Annotated in this window: 17 protein-coding genes; 11 read left to right on the top strand and 6 right to left on the bottom strand. The window is 65.4% G+C overall.

Translation table 11 applies throughout. The annotated features are described in order from the left end of the window. Window positions 1–135 precede the first annotated feature (135 nt). Window positions 136–915, bottom strand: coding sequence for a DsbC family protein (locus tag ACT01B_RS03970; protein ID WP_445146088.1), 780 nt, complete (start codon window positions 913–915; stop codon window positions 136–138). Between the two features lie 99 nt (window positions 916–1014). Then, entirely contained in the window at window positions 1015–1926 is a 912-nt protein-coding gene (xerD, locus tag ACT01B_RS03965) for a site-specific tyrosine recombinase XerD (protein ID WP_445146087.1), read from the bottom strand. Here xerD and ACT01B_RS03960 point away from each other — a divergent pair. From ACT01B_RS03960 to ACT01B_RS03950, 3 genes are all read left to right on the top strand, one after another. Continuing rightward, window positions 1925–2494, top strand: a complete 570-nt coding sequence (locus ACT01B_RS03960; RefSeq protein ID WP_445146086.1) for an RDD family protein — start codon at window positions 1925–1927, stop codon at window positions 2492–2494. The two genes, xerD and ACT01B_RS03960, sit on opposite strands and share 2 nt — an antisense overlap. Before the next feature lie 42 nt (window positions 2495–2536). After that, window positions 2537–3280, top strand: coding sequence for a class I SAM-dependent methyltransferase (locus ACT01B_RS03955; protein ID WP_445146085.1), 744 nt, complete (start codon window positions 2537–2539; stop codon window positions 3278–3280). 97 nt (window positions 3281–3377) lie between these two features. After that, window positions 3378–4631, top strand: coding sequence for a polyhydroxyalkanoate depolymerase (locus ACT01B_RS03950; RefSeq protein ID WP_445146084.1), 1254 nt, complete (start codon window positions 3378–3380; stop codon window positions 4629–4631). Between the two features lie 64 nt (window positions 4632–4695). On the opposite strand, the gene ltaE is transcribed toward ACT01B_RS03950, so the two are convergent. Continuing rightward, a complete protein-coding gene (gene ltaE, locus ACT01B_RS03945) occupies window positions 4696–5715 on the bottom strand; it encodes a low-specificity L-threonine aldolase (protein ID WP_445146083.1) in 1020 nt (339 codons plus the stop codon). 126 nt (window positions 5716–5841) lie between these two features. On the opposite strand from ltaE, the gene ACT01B_RS03940 reads away from it, so the two are divergent. Continuing rightward, a complete protein-coding gene (locus ACT01B_RS03940; RefSeq protein ID WP_445146082.1) occupies window positions 5842–6120 on the top strand; it encodes a hypothetical protein in 279 nt (92 codons plus the stop codon). A gap of 83 nt (window positions 6121–6203) precedes the next feature. Here ACT01B_RS03940 and lptG read toward each other — a convergent pair whose 3' ends face one another. Beyond that, complete coding sequence (gene lptG, locus ACT01B_RS03935) at window positions 6204–7304, bottom strand: LPS export ABC transporter permease LptG (RefSeq protein ID WP_445147421.1); 1101 nt, start codon at window positions 7302–7304, stop codon at window positions 6204–6206. Beyond that, window positions 7304–8362: an LPS export ABC transporter permease LptF gene (lptF, locus tag ACT01B_RS03930; RefSeq protein ID WP_445146081.1), complete on the bottom strand. Its 1059-nt coding sequence runs from the start codon at window positions 8360–8362 to the stop codon at window positions 7304–7306. Before lptF ends, lptG begins: the two co-directional genes overlap by 1 nt. Window positions 8363–8618: 256 nt before the next feature. Between lptF and ACT01B_RS03925 the strand changes: the two genes are divergently transcribed. Both ACT01B_RS03925 and ACT01B_RS03920 read left to right on the top strand, forming a co-directional pair. Further along, window positions 8619–10106: a leucyl aminopeptidase gene (locus tag ACT01B_RS03925; RefSeq protein ID WP_445146080.1), complete on the top strand. Its 1488-nt coding sequence runs from the start codon at window positions 8619–8621 to the stop codon at window positions 10104–10106. Window positions 10107–10174: 68 nt separating this feature from the next. Further along, window positions 10175–10597, top strand: coding sequence for a DNA polymerase III subunit chi (locus ACT01B_RS03920; RefSeq protein ID WP_445146079.1), 423 nt, complete (start codon window positions 10175–10177; stop codon window positions 10595–10597). A 184-nt stretch (window positions 10598–10781) separates the two neighbouring features. Here ACT01B_RS03920 and ACT01B_RS03915 read toward each other — a convergent pair whose 3' ends face one another. Next, complete coding sequence (locus tag ACT01B_RS03915; protein ID WP_445146078.1) at window positions 10782–14360, bottom strand: ATP-binding protein; 3579 nt, start codon at window positions 14358–14360, stop codon at window positions 10782–10784. 196 nt (window positions 14361–14556) lie between these two features. Here ACT01B_RS03915 and ACT01B_RS03910 point away from each other — a divergent pair, with 196 nt between their 5' ends. From ACT01B_RS03910 to ACT01B_RS03890, 5 genes are all read left to right on the top strand, one after another. Then, window positions 14557–16038, top strand: a complete 1482-nt coding sequence (locus tag ACT01B_RS03910; protein ID WP_445146077.1) for a GTPase — start codon at window positions 14557–14559, stop codon at window positions 16036–16038. Window positions 16039–16125: 87 nt separating this feature from the next. Continuing rightward, a complete protein-coding gene (locus ACT01B_RS03905; protein ID WP_445146076.1) occupies window positions 16126–16743 on the top strand; it encodes a YceI family protein in 618 nt (205 codons plus the stop codon). Then, window positions 16740–17318, top strand: a complete 579-nt coding sequence (locus ACT01B_RS03900) for a cytochrome b (protein WP_445146075.1) — start codon at window positions 16740–16742, stop codon at window positions 17316–17318. Before ACT01B_RS03905 ends, ACT01B_RS03900 begins: the two co-directional genes overlap by 4 nt. Then, window positions 17318–17881: a YceI family protein gene (locus tag ACT01B_RS03895; protein ID WP_445146074.1), complete on the top strand. Its 564-nt coding sequence runs from the start codon at window positions 17318–17320 to the stop codon at window positions 17879–17881. Before ACT01B_RS03900 ends, ACT01B_RS03895 begins: the two co-directional genes overlap by 1 nt. Window positions 17882–17890: 9 nt before the next feature. Further along, on the top strand, window positions 17891–19252 hold the full coding sequence (locus ACT01B_RS03890; protein ID WP_445146073.1) for a DUF697 domain-containing protein: 1362 nt from the start codon (window positions 17891–17893) through the stop codon (window positions 19250–19252). Window positions 19253–19287 lie beyond the last annotated feature (35 nt).

Here is a 19287-nt window from a genome sequence, read left to right as displayed (position 1 = left end):
TGCACATGCCCGCAGGGCGAGGGCCAGGGATGGCCCGAGTAAAACCTACGTAGCAGTAACGCCGTGATCGCGCACAGGGTGCGCTCCTACAACGGCGATTGGGCTTTTGAGGACGATCAGCGCGGAGCCCGCTCCTCAGCCGCCCGCCGCCTTGCCCTTGTTCAACAACTGCAGCATCTGCTCCGGCGTCACATAGCCGCCGAGCATGGTGCCGTCTTCCGCGAAGATCGTCGGCGTTCCTGTGACGCCCAACTTCACACCCAGCTCAAACTGATCCTTGACCGGATTGGCGCAGGTCGCCGACTTGGGCGTCTTGCCTTCCTTCGCTGCGGTAAAGGCCGCCTTGCGGTCGGCAGCGCACCAGACCGAGACCATCTCGTTGTAGATCTGGGTGTTGCGGCCCGCCGGATCGGTCACGCCATCGCGCGGCCACGCCACGTACTCCAAGGCAATGCCCGCCTTGGTGAAAGCCGCCGCATGCTCGTGCAACGCACGGCAGTAACCGCAGTTCACATCGGTGAATACCGTGACCTTGTAGCGCGGATTCGCCGGACCGAACACGATGCGCTGGGACTCGGGCACCTTGGCCAGCTCGGCCTTGCGGAACGCGGCCCAGCCAGAGTCGGTCACGTTCTTCTTGGCGGCCACATCGAGCAGATCGCCGTTCAACATGTACTTGCCGTCGGCGCTGACAAAAACCAGCTGGCCACCTGCAATCACCTGGTAGAAGCCCGGCAACGGGGCCTGCTTGATCGAATCGATGGTTATCGTTGGCGCCACCGACTGCACGGCCTTGCGCACGGTGTCCTCGGGAGTCGCGGCGGCGCCGTCGCTGGCGGCACAGGCGTTGAGCGCGAACCCGCTGACGCACAGCGCCAGCAACCACTTCTTGAACATCTCGAACCTCACAAGCATGCGTTTCCGCGGACGAAAACGCGGGGAATCCGTCATTCTGGCACAGGCGACTGAATGGTTCCGTCGGACACTGGGCACCCCGCGACAACCCCGCCTGCCTTATCCGCGCGGATGGTGCTGCGCGTGCAAGCGCTTCAGGCCTTCCTTCGCCACCAGGGTGTAGATCTGGGTGGTACTCAGCGCGCTATGGCCCAACAGCATCTGCAGGGCGCGCAGGTCCGCGCCGTGATTCAGCAAGTGCGTTGCGAAGGAGTGGCGCAACACATGTGGCGAGATGCGCTTGGGCGTGATGCCGGCCACCAGCGCATAGCGCTTGACCAGGGTCCAGAACATCTGCCGTGTCATGCCTGCGCCACGATTGCTGAGAAACAGGGCGACCGGCTGACGTCCCCGTGCCAGTGCGGGGCGCGCGCCATGCAGGTAGGCCTCGATCCGCTCCGCCGCCACCTCGCCGATCGGCACCAGGCGATCCTTGCCTCCCTTGCCGGTGACGCGCACCACACCTTGGCGCAGGTTGAGCGAGGCCAGCGGCAGCTCCACCAGTTCGGACACACGCAGGCCCGAGGCGTACATCAGCTCCAGCATGGCGCGGTCGCGCAGACCCAGCGTGCTGGTGAGGTCCGGCGCGTCGAGCAGGCCCTCGATTTCGCGTTCCGCCAGCGCCTTCGGCAGGCTGCGTGGCGTCTTGGGGCGCTCGATAAGCAGGGTCGGATCGTCGAAGCCTGACTCGGTGCGCGCGAGGAAGGCGTAGTAGCGGCGGAACGCCGATTGCCGTCGCGCCAGCGAACGCACGGCGACCCGTTGGCTGCCGTGGTAGGCGGAAAGGTGCTGGCGTTGCGCGCTGCGCAGGTCGAGTCCCTGCGTGGCCAGCCATCGCGCCAGCGCCTCAAGATCCTGGCGATAGGCTTCCAGCGTGCGATTGGCCAGACCATCCTCGGACCAGACGCGCTCGATGAAGGCGTCGATGCCGCGGCGGTCCGCATCGGTGATACTTGGTTTTTCTTCCTGCATGGACGCGATGCTCGCCGCCGGCCACGTCGCGTGCAAGCGCTCATCATCACCGGCCGCGCTTCCGATGACCTCCAGCACGCTTTCCGCCGATCCGACCTGTCCGCTGTGGCGCCGCCTGGTCGCCCTGGTCTACGACCTGTTGGCCGTGGTCGCGATCATCATGGTGGTGGGCTATGTCTGCCAGCGCCTCACCGGGGGCACCCTGATCAGTACGGACGGTCGTACCCAGATCGCCTGGTGGTACCAGCCCGTGCAGGCGCTCATGGTGTCGGCTTACTTCGTCGTCTCGTGGCTGCGCGGTGGCCAGACCCTGGGGATGCGCCCCTGGCGCATCCGCCTTACGGCCAGCGACGGCGGCCGCCCGACACTGGCGCAGGCCCTGGTACGCCTGCTGGTGGCGGCCCTGCCGATGCTGTTGCTGGGGCTGGCCCCCTGGATCGGCACGCGTGGCGCCGTGTGGGCGGTCGTCATCGGCTGGGCTGCGTGGTTTGCCACGGCGGCCTTCGATCCGCGGCGCCGCGCCGTACATGATCTCGCGGCCCGCACCGAGCTGCGGCGGATCGGCTGAGCTTCACGTCTACGTCAGGCTTCGACTGACAACACTGAGGGCATGCAGAACCTCGCGCTCTCGCCCCGTACCGACGCCGACCTGACCCGCATCAACCGGGAGTTCTATGAGTCGCTGTGGGGCCGCTCCCGACTGGTCGATCCGAGTCGCTTCAATACCTGGCCGCTGGTCCGTGAGCTGGCTGCCGCCGCGCTGCGCCGCGTCGAGGTGGCGCCCGGCCTGCGCCCGCGCCTGCCGCTGGATGGCACCTGCTTTGTCGACCTGAGCCGGTCGGCGCTCGATGTTCTTCACGCCCACGGGGCGATGACCATGCGTGGTGTCATCGGCGCCCTGCCCTGCGCGGATGCCAGCTTCGACCTGATCTGCGCGCTGGACATTCTGGAACACGTGGTGGACGACGGCACCGCCCTGCGTGAACTGCAACGGGTGGCGGCCCCGGGCGCGCGCCTGTTGGTGTCGGTGCCGCTGCACCCGGAGGCCTGGACGGGCTTTGACGAGTTTGTCGGCCACTACCGCCGCTACGAGCCCATCGAGATCACCGAGCGACTGGCCGCCCATGGCTGGCGCGTCGAGCGCAGCGCGGTCTACGGCATGCAACCTTCCTCGCCCCGTTTGCTCGCCTTGGGCCAGTGGTACCTCACCCACCACCGGGAACGTGCGATGTGGTGGTACAACCGCGTGTTCATGCCATGGGGGCTGCATTTCCAGAAATCGCTGCAATGGCGGCCCGGACTGGATGACACGGCTGACGTCGACGAGATCCTTTTGCTCTGCGGGCGCGCGTAAGCAACTGATTCAGCAGGCTTGAGACGATGCGGCGGCGCAGCACGAGGCGCTCAAACCGGGTAAGATGATGCCCTTCGATCCTTCCGGTTTCGCCCCCATGCTGTATCAGATTCACGAGTGGCAACGCGCCATCCTCGGCCCGTTGAGCCACTACGCCGACGCCAGCGCCAAGATGTTCAGCGACCTCACGAGTCCGCTGTCGCACGTCCCGGGGGCGCAACGCCTTGCCGCCGGCTATGAACTGCTGCACCGACTGGGCAAGGAATACGAAAAGCCCACCTTCAACCTGCCGCAGGTCAATGCGCATGGGGAAGAGATCGCCGTCATCGAGCGCGTCGTGCTGGACAAGCCGTTCTGCCAGCTCAAGCGCTTCAAGCGCTTCAGCGACGATCCGGACACCATCGAAAAGCTGAAGAACGATCCCGTCGTGCTGCTGGTGGCGCCGCTGTCAGGACACCACGCCACCTTGCTGCGCGACACCGTGCGTACCCTGCTGCACGACCACAAGGTATTCATCACCGACTGGGTCGATGCGCGCATGGTGCCGACCAGCGACGGCGCGTTTCATCTTGACGACTACGTGGCCTATATCCAGGAATTCATCCGCCATATCGGCGCACATCGCCTGCATGTGATCTCGGTGTGCCAGCCGACGGTGCCGGTGCTGGCTGCCGTGTCGCTGATGGCTGCCCGCGGCGAACAGACGCCGCTGAGCATGACCATGATGGGTGGCCCGATCGAGCCGCGCAGCAATCCGACCGGGGTGAACAACCTCGCCACCACGCGGGCGCTGAGCTGGTTCAAGGGCAACGTCATCCACACCGTGCCGCCGAATTATCCGGGGCGCGGTCGCGAGGTCTATCCGGGCTTCCTGCAGCATGCGGGTTTCATCGCCATGAACCCGGGCCGCCACGTCAACTCGCACTGGGATTTCTACGAGGACCTGCTGCGCGGCGACGAGGACGATGCCGAGTCGCATCGCAAGTTCTACGACGAGTACAACGCCGTGCTCGACATGCCGGCCGAGTACTACCTCGATACCATCGCCACCGTGTTCCAGCAGTTCCTGCTGCCGCGCGGCCTGTGGGATGTGGCCGGCGAGCGCGTGAAGCCCAGCACGATCACCACCACCTCGCTGCTCACCATCGAAGGCGAGCTGGACGATATCGCCGGTCTCGGACAGACCGAGGCCGCCCACGACCTGTGCACCGGCATCCCGGTGGATCGCCGCATGCACCGGGTGATCGAGAGCGCCGGCCACTACGGCATCTTCAGCGGCAGGCGCTGGCGCGAAGTGGTCTATCCGCAGGTCAAGGATTTCATCCGCAAGTTCGATCGCCCCCAGGGCTGACCGAACCGACGCAGGGCAGACCGCCTGAGTGCGCTCCTACAACAGCGAGCGCGCAGGCAACGGCCTAGCTACGAACGAAGAACCGCCGGAACGCATCGACCGTGCGCGCGATGCCCTCATCGTCGATGTCCAGATGCGTCACCAGTCGCAATGTCGGCAGATAACCGACGCTGATGCGCACGCCGGCCTCGCGCAAATGGACGTCCAGTTCGCGTAGACGGTCAGCCGGCACATCGACAAAAACCATATTGGTGAAGTGACCCAGCAGCTTGACGCCGGGAATTTCTCCCAGGCCGGCCGCCAACGTAGCCGCACGCGCATGATCGTCGGCCAAGCGCACCACATGATGGTCCAGCGCATAACTGGCAGCCGCCGCCAGCAGGCCAGCCTGACGCCAGCCGCCGCCCGCCACCTTGCGCCAGCGGCGTGCTTTCTCGATCAGCGCCGCTGTACCTACCAGCACCGAGCCCACCGGCGCGCCCAGCCCCTTGGACAGGCAGACCGACACGCTATCGAAGTGCCGCGCTATCTCGCGTGCCGGCACACCACTGGCGACGGCCGCGTTGTAGATGCGCGCGCCGTCCAGATGCAGGCCAAGCCCACGCTCGCGGCTGAAGTCATGCGCGGCACGCAGATAGTCCAACGGCAGCACACGGCCGTGCCAGGTGTTTTCCAGGGCAAGCAGGCGCGTGCGGGCGAAGTGGGGGTCGATCGGCTTGATCGCCGCGGCAACCTTGTCCAAGGGTAGCGAACCGTCGACTTCGTGAGGAATCGGCTGCGGCTGGATCGAGCCCAGCACCGCCGCGCCACCGCCTTCGAACTTGTATGTATGCGCGTCCGCGCCCACCAGGTACTCGTCGCCGCGCTCGCAGTGCGCCATCAGCGCGAGCAGGTTCGACTGCGTGCCGGTGGGCACGAACAGCGCCGCTTCGAAGCCCAGGTCGTCCGCCACGCGACGTTGCAGCGCATTGACGGTCGGGTCTTCGCCATACACGTCGTCGCCCACGGCGGCATCCAGCATGGCCGCGCGCATGGCGGGGGTGGGACGGGTGACGGTATCGCTACGCAGGTCGATCGGTTCCACGGTGGTCGCTCGCTGGGAAAACAGGCGAACAGCTTGCGCACTTGCCGGCTGTCAGGCAAGCGCTTCCAGATCATGAAGCGCATGGACGCCTGGACCTACGCTTGCGGGCAACAAGGAGCCATCACCATGAACAAGCAGGATGTGATCAGGGAAGTTGCCGCAAAGACGGGACAGCCGCCGGCGCAGTGCGCGGCGGCCCTGAAGGCTTTCGAAGCTATTTGCGGCGATGCCCTGACCAACAAGTTCAAGGGCATCAAGCATGATCACGGCCGTGTCATCACCGAGATGGCCAGCAAAACCGGCCAGAGCGAACAGGCATGCGAGGTCGTGATGAAGGCATTCGATGAGGTGTTCGAGATCGCCTTGAGCGCCAAGCTCGGCTTCCTCAGAAGGAGCAGTACGTAAGCTCGACTGCCTGCGGCTGGGCCGCCCACCTCTCCCACAGGGACTATCTTCAAGTCGCCCGGAGGGGAGAGGCAAAGGCTCGCTTAGCCGTTCTTGCGGAAATAAAGCCAGGCGGCCAAGGCCAACACGACGGCGGGCAGCAAGTTCGCGAGAAATGGCGGTACGCCATAGACCGTGCCGAAATTCACCATCGCCTTCTGCAGGAAGTACCAGCCGATGGCGAGCAGCATGCCAATAAACATGCGCTTGCCCAGGCCACCCGAACGCAGCGTGCCGAACGCGAACGGCATGGCGCACAACACCAGCACCAGCACGTTGAGCGGATAGAGCGCACGCGTCCAGAACGCGGAGGCATACACGCCCGGGTTCTGATTATTCGCTTCCAGATAGGAGATATTGCGCCGCAGATCGCGCATCGGCAGGTATTGCGGCTGGATCACCGATTGCTCCAGCACCTGCGGATTGAGGTGCGAATCCCAGCGCTGGCTGGGGATCGCGGTGCTATGCACGCCCTGCTCGTCGAGCGTGGAGCTGCGCACCTGGCTCATCACCCACTGCCGCCCATCGTGCTCGGCCGTCTGCGCCCAGTCGAAGTGAGTCACCTGCCCGTCGGGCGTGAGCGTGAATACGCGCACATCGTGCAACTCCACCGTGGCGTGCGTGCCATTGCGTTTGGCCGTCCAACCCTTGGCATTGATGATGCGATCGCCGTCGCGCGCCCACAGGCCGGACGCGCCACCCAGCCCCACATTGTTCGTCTTCAGGCGCAACTGCATGGCCTGGGCCTGCTGGTCGCCCCAGGGCGCCGCGGTTTCGCCCAGGATCACCACGCCCACAATAAGAATGGCCACCACACCCACCGCGGCCACCGCGATGCGCAACTTGGAAAGACCGCACGCACGCAGTGCCGTAAGCTCGTTGCTGCTAGCCAGTCCGCCCAGGCCCAACAAGCCACCGATCAGCGCGGCATTGCCGAACATCTCGTACAGGCGGCGCGGAAAAGTCACCAGCACGTAGACGATGGCATTGGTCAAGGTGAAGCCGTTCTTGCCCACGTTGCCGAGCTGACGCAGGAACTGGAACACCGCATCGAGGCCGGTAATCACCAGCCACACCATCAGCATGGCGCTGAGCACGGTGATGCCGACGAGCCAGTCGACCCGCTTGACGCGCAGCGCGGCAATCACGCGGCTAGCCTGCGGGGTTTGCGCTCGACGTACTGGCTACGGAACATCCACGCGGCAATGCCGAACACAATCAAACTGACCATCCACATCGGTCCTGCGTGGTGCCAGTGGCCCTTGATGATCTGGCCGCGGCACAACGCCAGCAGCAGGTAATAGAAGTAGAAGCTGAGCACAGCCAGCAGCAGGCGGCCAAAGCGCGGCTCGCGCGGTGTCTGTCGCGAAAGCGGCATGGCCAGCATCAGCAGCACCAGGGTCATCGCCGGTGCGATGGTGCGCCAGGCGAACTCGGCGCGGGCATCGGGCGTCTCCGTGCGCAGCAGCGCCATCGTGGTCAACGAAGCGGCGGGATCCTCATCGCTGTTGTCCGACTGGACGCTGGACAGCGAGGCGTCGTTGCGCTCGTACTTCATCTTGCGCCAGTTGTCCGCGCCCAGCGGCAGGTCGTACTGCCAGCCGTCCTTCAACGCCAGGAAGCGGTCGTTGCCATCGCTTTCCTGATATAGCTGGCCACGCTTGCCGGTCACCAGCTTCACATGCGTCACGTGGTCAACGCCGACGCGCTCGGTCACGATGAAGGTATTGCCGAGCTGGCTGCCATCGCGGCTCAGCTCATCCACGAAGATGATGCCACCCCGGCCCGGCAACTCGGTGAAGCGTCCGGCATCGAGGCCGGCGGCGATCACCGAACGATTGGCCGCGGCCACCAGGGCGTCCGAGGTGCGCACCGCCCACGGTCCGAGCCATAGCGACACCGCGCCGACCAGGACGGCCACGCTCAACGCGAGTATCGCCATCGGGCGCAACAGACCGTCGGCACCCATGCCCGACGAGGCAAGCACATGCATTTCGCTCTCGCGATACATGCGACCCAGGCCAAGCAAGACACCGAGGAAGGCCGACAGCGGCAACAGCGTCGTGAGGCCGGTAAGCATGTTCAGGCCCAGCACCTGGAACATCACGCTGGCCGGAAAACTGCCGTTCGCCACCTGTTGCAACACGTGCGCGAACTGCGTGCCGGACATGATGGCCAGCAGCACGATGGCGGTCGCGGCCACGTTCTGAGCCAGCTCACGCAGGAAATATCGATCGAGGATGCTCAGAAACGGTCCTCACGCTCGGAGTAGCCCGCGGCGCTGGGAACGCGCCTGCAGGACGGGAAACGACCGCTAAGTGTACGTGCTATCGCCCGGGTCATGGGGACAGGTTCTCGACATGCGATAAGATGAAGGGCTTGGCGCCGCGCCTTTCGGGGCCGGCAAACCCCAAGTTTAGCCTGTCCGAACCTTTCCGGACCTTTCTGCAGGACATCACATGACTCTCCAGTTCAGCCTTGGCTCCGCCGCTCCCGAAACCGTCGATACCCCGTGCGTGGTGGTCGGCGTCTATGAGAACGGTGTGCTCACCAGTGCCGCCGCCCGCGTTGACACCGCCGCCCATGGCGCCATCAAGCGCCAGGTGGAGAGCGGTGACATCAACGGCAAGGCCGGCACCACGACGCTGCTGTATGCGCCCGAGGGCGTCACGGCCAAGCGCGTGCTGGTGGTGGGACTGGGAACGCAGAAGACCCTGGATGGTGCACGCTACCAGCGCGTGAACAGCGAAGCCGTACGTGCGCTCGGCCGCCTGCCGATCGACAGCGCCGTGTCCTACCTCAGCGAAGTCGACGTGCCCGGCCACGATGCGATCTGGCGCGTGCGCACCGCCGCGCTGGCCGCCGACCACGCCGCCTACCGCTACACCGCCACCTTCAAGCCCCGCGACAAGAGTCCCCAGCCGGAGCTGGGCGCCCTCACCCTGGCCGCGGGCCACGAGGCGCAGATTGGCCTCGACCAGGCCGTGGCCATGGCCGAAGGCGTGCGCTTTGCGCGCGAGCTGGCCAACCTGCCGCCAAACATCTGCAACCCCGCCTACATCGCTGACCAGGCCAGCCGGTTCGCCGACCAGCACGACAAGGTCAGTTGCAAGGTGCTCGATCACGAAGTCATGGGCGAACTCGGCTTCGGCTCGTTGCTGGCGGTCGGCCGCGGCTCGGCCAACAAGCCCAAGCTGGTGGTGCTCGAGTACAAGGGCGGTGCCGAGGGCGACAAGCCGTATGCCTTCGTGGGCAAGGGCATCACCTTCGACACCGGCGGCATCAGCCTCAAGCCAGGCCCTGGCATGGAAGAGATGAAGTTCGACATGGGCGGCGCCGCCGGCGTGCTCGGCAGCTTCGTGGCGACCGTGAAGCTCGGGCTGCCGGTCAACCTGGTGTGCGTGGTGCCGGCCGTGGAAAACATGCCCGACGGTGACAGCTACCGTCCGGGTGACGTGCTGACCAGCCTCTCGGGCCTGACCATCGAGGTGCTCAATACCGACGCCGAGGGTCGCCTGATCCTGTGCGACGCACTCACCTACACCGCGCAGACCTTCCAGCCGAAGGTACTGATCGATGCTGCCACCCTTACCGGTGCCTGCGTCATCGCCCTGGGCAAACATGCCAGCGGCGTGATGAGCAAGCACGACGACCTCGCTGCCGAACTCATTGCCGCCGGTGAACACGCGCTCGATCGTGCCTGGCGCCTGCCGCTGTGGGACGAATATCAGGTGCAGCTGGAATCGGGCTTTGCCGACGTCGCCAATATCGGCGGCAAGAACGCGGGCGCGATCACCGCGGGCTGCTTCCTGGCGCGCTTCACCGAAGGTCAGCGCTGGGCCCATCTGGACATCGCCGGCACCGCCTGGGACGAAGGCCGCAAGGGCCTGGCCACCGGCCGCCCGGTGTCGCTACTGGTGCAGTGGCTGATCGATCGCAGCGTCTAAGTTCCAGCCATCGTCATTCCGGCATAGTCCGGAATGACGATCCCAACCACTCGTCCCGGCTCCCGCCCATGCCTCGTGCCGATTTCTATCTGATCGACAAGCCGCGCTTTCGCGAGCAACCGCTGTTGCTGGTGTGCGAGTTGGCCAAGCGCGCCTATGCATCGCAACAGCCCACGCTGATTCTCGCCCGCGACTTCGCCCAGGCGGAGGCGATCGACGAAATGCTGTGGGCGTTCGAAGAGGATGGCTATATCCCGCATCAGCTGGCCGGTGACGATGACGACGCGAACACGGCCGTGCTGATCGTTCCGCCCGGTATCGATACGGCGGACAGGCCGTTGCAGATCAATCTGCGTGAGGTCTGCCCGGCGGGCCAATGCGATCGCGTACTCGAAGTGGTAGCTGCCGATCCGGCGGAACGCGAGGGGTCGCGGACGCGCTGGGGCGAGTACAAGCGGCGTGGTTTTGAGGTGAACAAGTTCGATATGTAGGTGGCCCCTACGATGTAGGAGCGCACCCTGTGCGCGATTACGGTATTGCGGCTATGTAGGATTTTCACTCGGGCCATCCTAGGCCGTCGTCCCGCGGGCAGCTGACGCTGTGCAAACCGGCATTCCTGCCGGTTTGTCGCGTACAGGGTGCGCTCCTACAAAATAAAACCGCGACGTCACCAGATCACTCCACATGGGCCACCTCCCGCACATTCCCTTCCGACGGCTCCAGATGCTCCATGATCGCGTCGATCAGCTGCTCGCCAGTGAGCGGCTTGCGTAGGAAGCCATCCATGCCCGCGGCGCGCGCAAGCGCCTCCTCGTCACCACCCGAGCGCGCGGTGATCGCCACGATCGGCACGTGCTGGCCCAGTTCCTCGCGCTGTCGGATCAGTCGCGCAATCTGGAAGCCATCGATACCTGGCAGGTCGAGGTCCAGCAGGATCACATCGCACGGCGCCTGGGCGAGTTCGGCCAGCGCTGCCAGGCCATTGGCTACATAGCGCACCTCATGACCTGCCCGCTCCAGCAGGCCGCGGATGACCGCTGCGACGATCGCGTCGTCTTCAACCAGTAGCACGTTGAGCAATGGCGCGGGGGCACGTTCGCCGCGCGCGGTGGAGGGCTCGGTCCCTTCCGCGGCGAGCGGCAGTGGCAAGCGCACATGGAACGTGCTGCCGTAAGCCACCTTCGATTCCAACTCGATACTGCCGCCCATCATCGCCACCAGTTCGCGGCAGATGGCCAGGCCAAGACCGCTGCCCGCCCGCCGCTTGGGGCCGATCACCTGTTCGAACCGCTCGAACAAGCGCGCCTGGCTGGCCTCGGGAATGCCAGGACCGGTGTCGATGATGCTGAAACACAAGCCGTGCACGGTACGTCGCGCGCGCAAGGTGACCCCGCCGCGCTCGGTAAACTTCAGGGCATTGTTGGCCATGTTCAGCAGCACCTGCTTGATGCGCACGGCATCGCCGATCATGCGGTGCGGCAGGTCGACGGCGATGTCCACATCGAAACGCAGCCCCTTGGCTTTTGCCTGACTCAGCTCGAGATGGGCCACGTCATCGACCAGCGAACGCGGGTCGAATGGCGCGAGCTCCAGATCCAGCTTGCCCGCCTCGATACGCGCCAGATCGAGGGCGTCGTTGAGCAGCTTAAGGAGCATGCCGCCTGAGCGTTGCATGGCTTCGGCGTAATTGCACTGGACCTGGCTCAGCGGTGTGCTCAACAACAATTCAGCCATGCCCAGCACACCGGTCATGGGCGTGCGTATCTCGTGACTGAGTGTGGCGAGGAATTGGGTTTTTGCCGCACTCGCCTGTTCTGCCAGACGGCTGCGCTGCTCGGCCAGCTGGATCTGATGGCGTTGGGCCAAGCGACGCCGCCATGCCTGCAAGGCCAGCCACAGCGCCAGCACGGCCAGCAGCAGGTAGCCGCACCATGCCCACCACCGTGCCCATGGCGGCGCCTGCACATGGATCTGCAAGGGCGCCGGTAGGCGTACCCATTCGCCATCGGCGCCCGCTGCCATCACCTCGAGCGTGTAGTCGCCGGTCCCCAGGCCGGCGAAGTCGCGTTCGCCGCGGCTGCCGGTGTCCACCCATCCTGCGTCCACGCCGTGCAGGCGAAAACGGTAGCGGTTGGCGGCCGGGTCGATGTACGAGAACACGCGTGACTCGATATTGAGTCCACGATCCTTCCAGCCGACAAACAGCTCGCCGGATGAGGGTACCGGGATATCCTGCAGCAGGCCGTCACGACGAACGCTGATGCGCGTGATCCCCACTTGAGGTGGCGTGCCGTGCTCGTCGATGCGATTGGGATTGAAGCCCATCACGCCGCCAAGCGTGGGCGCATAGATGGTGCCATCCGCAGCGCGACCGAAGCCGCGCAGGAACTCGCCATTGCTCAGGCCATCCTGCAAGCCGAGTTCGCGGAAGCGGCCGTTGGCCGGGTCGAAACGCCAGAGGCCATCGCGACCGAAGATCCACACGCGCCGATGCCGGTCCACCGCCAGATCGACCACGTTGATCGACGGCCACCCATGCGCCCCATCGACGATGCGGTCCAGCGCCAGACCAGCACCTTCGTAGTGATAGTGCTCGAGTCCGTGGGGCCGGGCCATCCACAGGCCGTCTTCGCCAAAGTCGAAGGCATCCACGGCCTGGTTGTTGTTGACGCCAGGCACCGGCTCGAAATGTTCGCGCGTGCGATCCAGGCGCAGCATGCCGCCATCGCTGGCGTACCAGAAGGTGCCGCGGTTGAGCGTAATCTGGCTGCCCCAGCGGGCCTTTTCGTCCGCCGGTACAAAGGGGACCGGCGAGACCTCCATCGTCTCCTGATCGACGCGGAACAGACCCTCGCCAAACGTACGTGCGTAGAGCTTGTTATCCGGACCAACCTCCACTTCGAGCGGATGGCGCATGCCTTTGCTGCTCGAAGGCACCATGTCGAGCTTGCCGTTGCTGTAGCGAAACAGGGCGCCCTGCACGGTGATCCACAACCGGGACTGCGCATCCTGGGTCATGCCCAACACATCGCCGCGCAAACCGGACAGCACATGCTCGACCGCGCCACTGGACGGCCACAGCCGGTCGACGCGGCCATGACGCTCGCCCACCCAGATGGCGCCATCCCAGCCGCGGGCAATGGCATAAGCCACGGAATCCCGCAGGCTCCGGTCATCGTCAGGAATATGGGTGAAACGGCTGACGCTGTTCCAGCCGGGAGCGAGATAGGCCACACCGCCATCGAACAGGGCAATCCACAGCCCGCCCTCGTTGTCCGCCTGGATTTGCCATACCCAGGTGCCCGGCAGATTGCCGTACAGCACCGGCTGGTCAACCACTCCCTGGATCGGCGCGTCCTTGCCATTGCGCAGGAACAGCCCACGCTGGGTGCCCACCCATAAGCGCCCGGCACCATCGCGCACACTGGTCAGCACATTGGTTTCGGGCAGTTCGCCACGCCCGACCTGCCGGGCGACGTCATCGCTGCCGACCACGAACAATCCGTGCGACGAGGCGATGCGGATCTCGTCGCCATCACCGTCGATGCGCCAGGCGTCCAGCGCCTGCCCGGCCCGATCCGAGGTGATCGCATGAAATCCACCCGCCGCATCGCGACGAAAAACGCCATTGTCGCTGCCGACCCATAGCTGCCCGCGCGTGTCCACGAACAAGGCCCCGACCGTGCCCAGCGCAGCCGCATGATCACCCGCCGGCGGCACCACCACATGATCGAAGCCACGACCATCGACGCGCAGGCGATCAAGACCCGCCGCGGTGCCGACCCAGATCGTGCCATCGCCGGTCTGCGCGATCGACCATGCCTTGTCGCTGCTCAGGCTCGCCGGATCCTCCGGCTGGTAGCCCCAATGCTGGAACGCATCGGAGCGTTCGTCATAACGATTGAGACCCGCTTCCAGCCCGGCGGCCCACAGATGTCCGCCGCGGTCGAACAGCAGGGCGGAGATGCCATTGTTGAACAGTGATTGCGGCTCGCCCGCCACGTGGCGGAACACCTTGAAGCCCACACCATCATAGCGGGCGATACCGCTCTTGGTGCCAAACCACATCGCGCCATCCGACGCTTGCGCCACGGTATACACACTGCTGCTGGGAAGCCCCTCGGCCGTGCCGTAGCGACGGAACTGCGGCGTTGGCAGGGCGGGGGCAGCCGCAGGCGCGACGGCAGCGGTGGGCGCTGCCGCCGTGGGTGCGGTTCCGAACAGGAAGACGCTGAGCAGCAAAGACGACAGCATGGACTCCCCCCAAGTGGCTCGATCATGCCAGAGCCACCGCGCCAGAACGACCCGCCGCTTGGTCCAATAGGGCCCCCGACCGACTAGCCGACCCATGCATCGTTTTGTGAAGACCGGGACAGGCCGACCTGCCCCTGCACGCGTGCTCCATGCGTGGCCCGCGCCCACCGGCCCTCCATGGCTCTACCATGCGTCGATGTCCCGACGACTACGCTGGCTGCTCGCTGCTATCGCCCTCGCCGCCCTGCTATGGCTATTGCTGGCCATTGCCGAGCGGGCACTCGCGCTGGCGCAACGCTTTCTTGGCCTGCCGACCTGGCTGCAATGGACCTTGGGCGCCACGCTGGCCTTGTTCGCCGTCGCCGGACTTGCAGTGCTTTGGTGGCTGGTAAGACCACGTCGGAAACGCAAGGCGGTACCCGCGCCCGATCGCAGCGGGTTGGAGCGGCGCGTCGAACGCCTGCGCGACCAGGGCGCGGACACGCAGGCGCTCGGCGCCGAACTGCTCGAACTGGATCGACGCCGTGCCACGGCCCGCATGTACGTTGCACTGTTCGGCGAGATATCGACGGGCAAGTCCACCCTGATCCGCGCGATGTCGCCGTTGTCCGCGGCGAGCAGCGATGTCCGTGGCGGCACCACGCGCCAAGTGGCGCACTACGACAGCGTGCTTGCGGATGGCCGCACGCTGGTCATCGCGGACGTGCCCGGCAGCCGCGAGGCCGATGGCGTGGCCCACGAGACTCTGGCCCGCGATGAGGCGTTGCGCGCGCACGCCGTCGTCTACCTCTGTGCGGGCGATCTCTCGCGCACGCAGATGGAGGAAGTGCGCTGGCTCGCCGCGTTTGGCAAGCCTCTACTGTTGGTACTCAACAAGGCCGATCAATGGAGCACGCAGGAGCTGGAGCAACTGCGCCGGCGGCTGCGCGAGCAGACCAGGGGGCTGGCAAGTGCGGTCGTCACGGTCAGCGCCGGAGGATCCGAGCACTTCCAGCGACAGCTGGCGGACGGCGGCCTCGAAAGAGTGGAACGCCTGCGCAAACCAGCGCTACAACCTTTGATCGACGCCTTGTCGCGCCTTACCGCTGCTGGCCCCGAAAGTCTTGAGCCGCAACGCGAACACGCGGTACTCGCCGGCCTGCACGAGCGCACCGGTGCGCTGGAAGCACAGACGCGTGCCGTCGCGAGCGAGCGCATCGTCCGCAAGTACGCACGCCGCGCCATCGTCGGTGCGATGGCGGCGGTGGCGCCGGGCAGTGACCTGATTATCCAGGGCGCGCTGGCGGCCGCATTGACCCGCGAACTGGCAGCCCTGTATGAGGTGCGCGTAAGCGACGTGCAAATTGAGGACTTCGTGCAGCAGGCCAAGCTCACCCTGCGCACCGGCAGCTCCATCGTGCTCGCCATTGCCGGCAACGCGCTGAAGGCGTTCCCGGGCCTCGGCACACTCGGCGGTGGCGTACTGCATGCGTTTGCCTACGCGCTGATCTTCGACAGCATGGGCCGCGCCCTGGCTAGCTCGCTGGCCGAGCGCCAGGCACTGGACCAGGACGATGCCAGCGCGCGACTCAAGCACCTGCTCACCGAGACGGGCAGCGCGCGCATCCGCCAATTGGCCACACTTACGATGGATACCCTGCGTGAACGTGACGATGACAAAGGCGCGACACCCGGCTGAACGCAACCGAGGTGTCGCCGTTCGGGAAACGATATGTTCTGGCGAGGCGGCTGGCATCGCCGCCGCCGTTCCTCCAGACTTCCGCACATGATCAGCTCGCGCCTTCCCCGCTGGGCCCTATCCCTGTTCGCCGGCTTGCTGCTCAGCGCCGGCGCGCAGGCAGCGCCCGTCAGTTATCGCTACGACACCACGCATAGCCAGATCGTTTTCAGCATCGACCACAACGGTTTCTCGCGACCGTTCGGGCGACTGCATATCGCACAGGGCTGGCTACGCTTCGATGCTGCGGACTGGACCCAGTCGGCGACCGAGCTGGACATCGATCTGGCCAGCCTCGACATGGGTGACGAGGCCTGGAACGCCGCGGTGCGCAAGCCCGCCTATCTGGATGCCGAACGGTCCCGCTACGCGCATTTCGTCAGCACCTCGGTAGAGCGAAAAGACGATCAGCACGGCGTGTTGCACGGCAACCTCACCTTGCGCGGCATCACCCGCCCCATCGATCTTGCGTTCACCGTCAACCGCATTGGCACCACCGTCTACGGCATGCATACCACCGCTGGCTTTTCCGCCAACACCATGCTCAATCGCGACGACTTTGGCATCACCGCCACCCCCAATTCGATCGGCCATGGCGTCAGCGTGTGGCTGGAACTGGAAGCGATCCAGGACGATCACGTTCAAACCACCAAGGAGTCACCATGAGTCTGCGCAGCACCCGTCGCCAATGGGGCTCGGTCGCCAAGTTTCTCCACTGGACCACCGCGCTATTGATCCTTGGCAATGGCATCTTCGGCCTCGCGATGGACCTGGCCAGTTCGCCGATGCAGCAGATCAACTGGTTGGCCCTGCACAAATCGATCGGCCTTACCGTGCTGGCCTTGCTGTTGTTGCGACTGCTTTGGCGCTGGCGCGACGACCGCCCGGTGGAGGAACCCGCACCGCGCTGGCAGAAGATCGCCGCACACTCGGTCCACGGCCTGCTCTACCTGCTGATTGCTGCCTTGCCGCTTAGCGGCTGGTGGTTCAATTCGATCTCGGGCAAGCCGCTGCAGTTCTTCAAGCTGTTCAATCTGCCTGCGCTGACACAAGCCAATCCTGCTATGCGGCATACCGCGCACGCGTTGCATGAATACATGTTCTGGATCCTGGTGGCCGTGCTAGTACCTCACATCGCCGGCGCATTGAAACATCACCTGTTTGATCGCGACAACGTCCTGCTCCGCATGCTTCCCTACCGTCGCCTGCGCGAGAGCTCCCCCTCCCAAGGAGAACCCTGATGAAACGCCCTGCCCTCACGTTCCTCGCGCCGTTGCTGCTGACACTAGCCTTGCCCAGCCTTGCCAGCGCCGCTGACTACGCCGTGCAGCCGGCAGCGAGCAAACTCGGTTTCAGCGGCAGCTTCCAGGGCCAGTCGTTCGATGGCACGTTCGGCAAGTGGACGGCAGCGATCAGCTATGACGCCGCCAAGCTGACCACGTCCAAGTTCGACGTCCAGGTCGATCTGACCAGTGCCAAAACCGGCGACAACGACCGCGACGGCGCCCTGCCTGGGCCCGACTTCTTCAATGCCGCCAAGTTTCCGCAGGCGCATTTCGTCACCACGGGCTTTCGTCAGAATGGCGCGCAGGTGATGGCCGATGGCAACCTCACGTTGCGCGGCGTCACCAAGCCGGTGAGTCTCACCATCGCGTTCAAGCCGCAAGGCACTGGCGCCGCGCTGGATGTAAGCGGCTCGGTGAAGCGCCTCGATTTCGGCGTAGGCGGCGGCGATTATGCCGACACCTCGGTGATCGGTGCGGACGTGAAGATCAACGCACATCTCGTGCTCGCCGCGAAGTAACTCGCCGACATGGCGGTCGACGCGCTGTGGCGACGCTTGCGTGGCTGGCTCAAGCCAGACGCGCCCGTCGCCAGCGTCGCTGGCGACACCGCCCACATGGACACCGCCCAGTCGCGCATGACGGCAAGTCTGCGCAGCCTGCTCGATGATCCCACGATCTCGCCGACGATCCGCAGCGAACTCGCGGCGGATTTCGGCCGCATCGAGGCGATGCTCGAACGGCTGGAACGTGGTGAGCTGCATGTCGCCGTGTTTGGTCGCGTCTCCGCTGGCAAGTCGGCGCTCGGCAACGCACTGCTCGGTCGCGAGGCTTTTACGGTCGGCGTGCTTCATGGCACCACCGATGCCGCTCAACAAGCCATGCTCGACGAAGCCATCCAGGACGGCCTGGTGCTGATCGACACACCGGGCATCAATGAGCTGGATGGTGAGGCCCGCGAACGGCTGGCCTTCGAAGTCGCCGAAGTCAGCGACCTGGTGATCTTCGTCGCCGATGGCGACCTGACCCGCGATGAGCTGGACGCCATCCGCACGCTCGCCGCCACGCAGCGCCCCTTGCTGCTTGCGCTCAACAAGTCCGATCGCTATCGCGCGGATGAACGCGACGCATTGCTCGAGCGACTGCGCGAGCGCACGCTTGGAGCGATCCGGCCCGAGGATGTGATTGCCGTCGCTGCACGCCCGTCTCCGCAGCGCGTGCTGGATATCGATACTCATGGCCGTGAGCGCGCCCACGAACAGGCGCGACTGCCGGAGGTGGCGGCACTGCGGGAACGCCTGCTCGCCATCGCACAACGCGAAGGCAAGACACTGTCGGCACTCAACGCGGGTCTGTATGCCGGTCGGCTCACCGATCAGGTCAGCGCACGCATTGCCGCCAGCCGGCGCCAGCTGGCGAGTCGCCTGATCAGGCAATACTGCATCGCCAAGGGCGTGGCAGTGGCGCTCAACCCCATCCCGGTGGCCGATCTTCTCGCCGCTGCCGGCCTCGATGCAGCGATGGTGGTGCAACTGTCGCGCGTATATGGCCTGCCGTTGACCCGCGCCGAATCCGGGCGTCTTGTCGTCGTCATCTCGGCGCAACTGGCGGCCTTGATGGGTGCGATCTGGGGTGTGCAGTTGGTGGCGTCCACGCTCAAAGGCGTCAGCGCCGGGCTCTCCGTCGTGGTCACCGCAGCCGCCCAGGGTGCCTTGGGCTGGTACGCCACGGTCTTGATCGGACGCGCGGCGGAACGCTATCTCGTCGCCGGCAAATCCTGGGGCGAACAAGGCCCCAAGCGCGTCGTCGCCGAGATTGTCGCCAGCCTCGATCGGGATTCGATCCTGCGTGAAGCGCGCGAGGAAATTCTCAGGCGCCTGAAATCACACTGACGCGTTCTTGTAGGAGCGCACCCTGTGCGCGATCA

The organism is Dyella sp. Tek66A03 (assembly GCF_052567735.1).
This window is presented reverse-complemented; position numbering and strand designations above follow the sequence as displayed.

Excerpts from the sequence above, each read along its gene's own strand:
- ACT01B_RS03970 (WP_445146088.1), bottom strand. The coding sequence starts at position 915 with ATGCTTGTGAGGTTCGAGATGTTCAAGAAGTGGTTGCTGGCGCTGTGC.
- ACT01B_RS03960 (WP_445146086.1), top strand. The coding sequence starts at position 1,925 with ATGGACGCGATGCTCGCCGCCGGCCACGTCGCGTGCAAGCGCTCATCA.
- xerD (WP_445146087.1), bottom strand. The coding sequence starts at position 1,926 with ATGCAGGAAGAAAAACCAAGTATCACCGATGCGGACCGCCGCGGCATC.
- ACT01B_RS03955 (WP_445146085.1), top strand. The coding sequence starts at position 2,537 with ATGCAGAACCTCGCGCTCTCGCCCCGTACCGACGCCGACCTGACCCGC.
- ACT01B_RS03950 (WP_445146084.1), top strand. The coding sequence starts at position 3,378 with ATGCTGTATCAGATTCACGAGTGGCAACGCGCCATCCTCGGCCCGTTG.
- ACT01B_RS03940 (WP_445146082.1), top strand. The coding sequence starts at position 5,842 with ATGAACAAGCAGGATGTGATCAGGGAAGTTGCCGCAAAGACGGGACAG.
- ACT01B_RS03925 (WP_445146080.1), top strand. The coding sequence starts at position 8,619 with ATGACTCTCCAGTTCAGCCTTGGCTCCGCCGCTCCCGAAACCGTCGAT.
- ACT01B_RS03920 (WP_445146079.1), top strand. The coding sequence starts at position 10,175 with ATGCCTCGTGCCGATTTCTATCTGATCGACAAGCCGCGCTTTCGCGAG.
- ACT01B_RS03915 (WP_445146078.1), bottom strand. The coding sequence starts at position 14,360 with ATGCTGTCGTCTTTGCTGCTCAGCGTCTTCCTGTTCGGAACCGCACCC.
- ACT01B_RS03910 (WP_445146077.1), top strand. The coding sequence starts at position 14,557 with ATGTCCCGACGACTACGCTGGCTGCTCGCTGCTATCGCCCTCGCCGCC.
- ACT01B_RS03905 (WP_445146076.1), top strand. The coding sequence starts at position 16,126 with ATGATCAGCTCGCGCCTTCCCCGCTGGGCCCTATCCCTGTTCGCCGGC.
- ACT01B_RS03900 (WP_445146075.1), top strand. The coding sequence starts at position 16,740 with ATGAGTCTGCGCAGCACCCGTCGCCAATGGGGCTCGGTCGCCAAGTTT.
- ACT01B_RS03895 (WP_445146074.1), top strand. The coding sequence starts at position 17,318 with ATGAAACGCCCTGCCCTCACGTTCCTCGCGCCGTTGCTGCTGACACTA.
- ACT01B_RS03890 (WP_445146073.1), top strand. The coding sequence starts at position 17,891 with ATGGCGGTCGACGCGCTGTGGCGACGCTTGCGTGGCTGGCTCAAGCCA.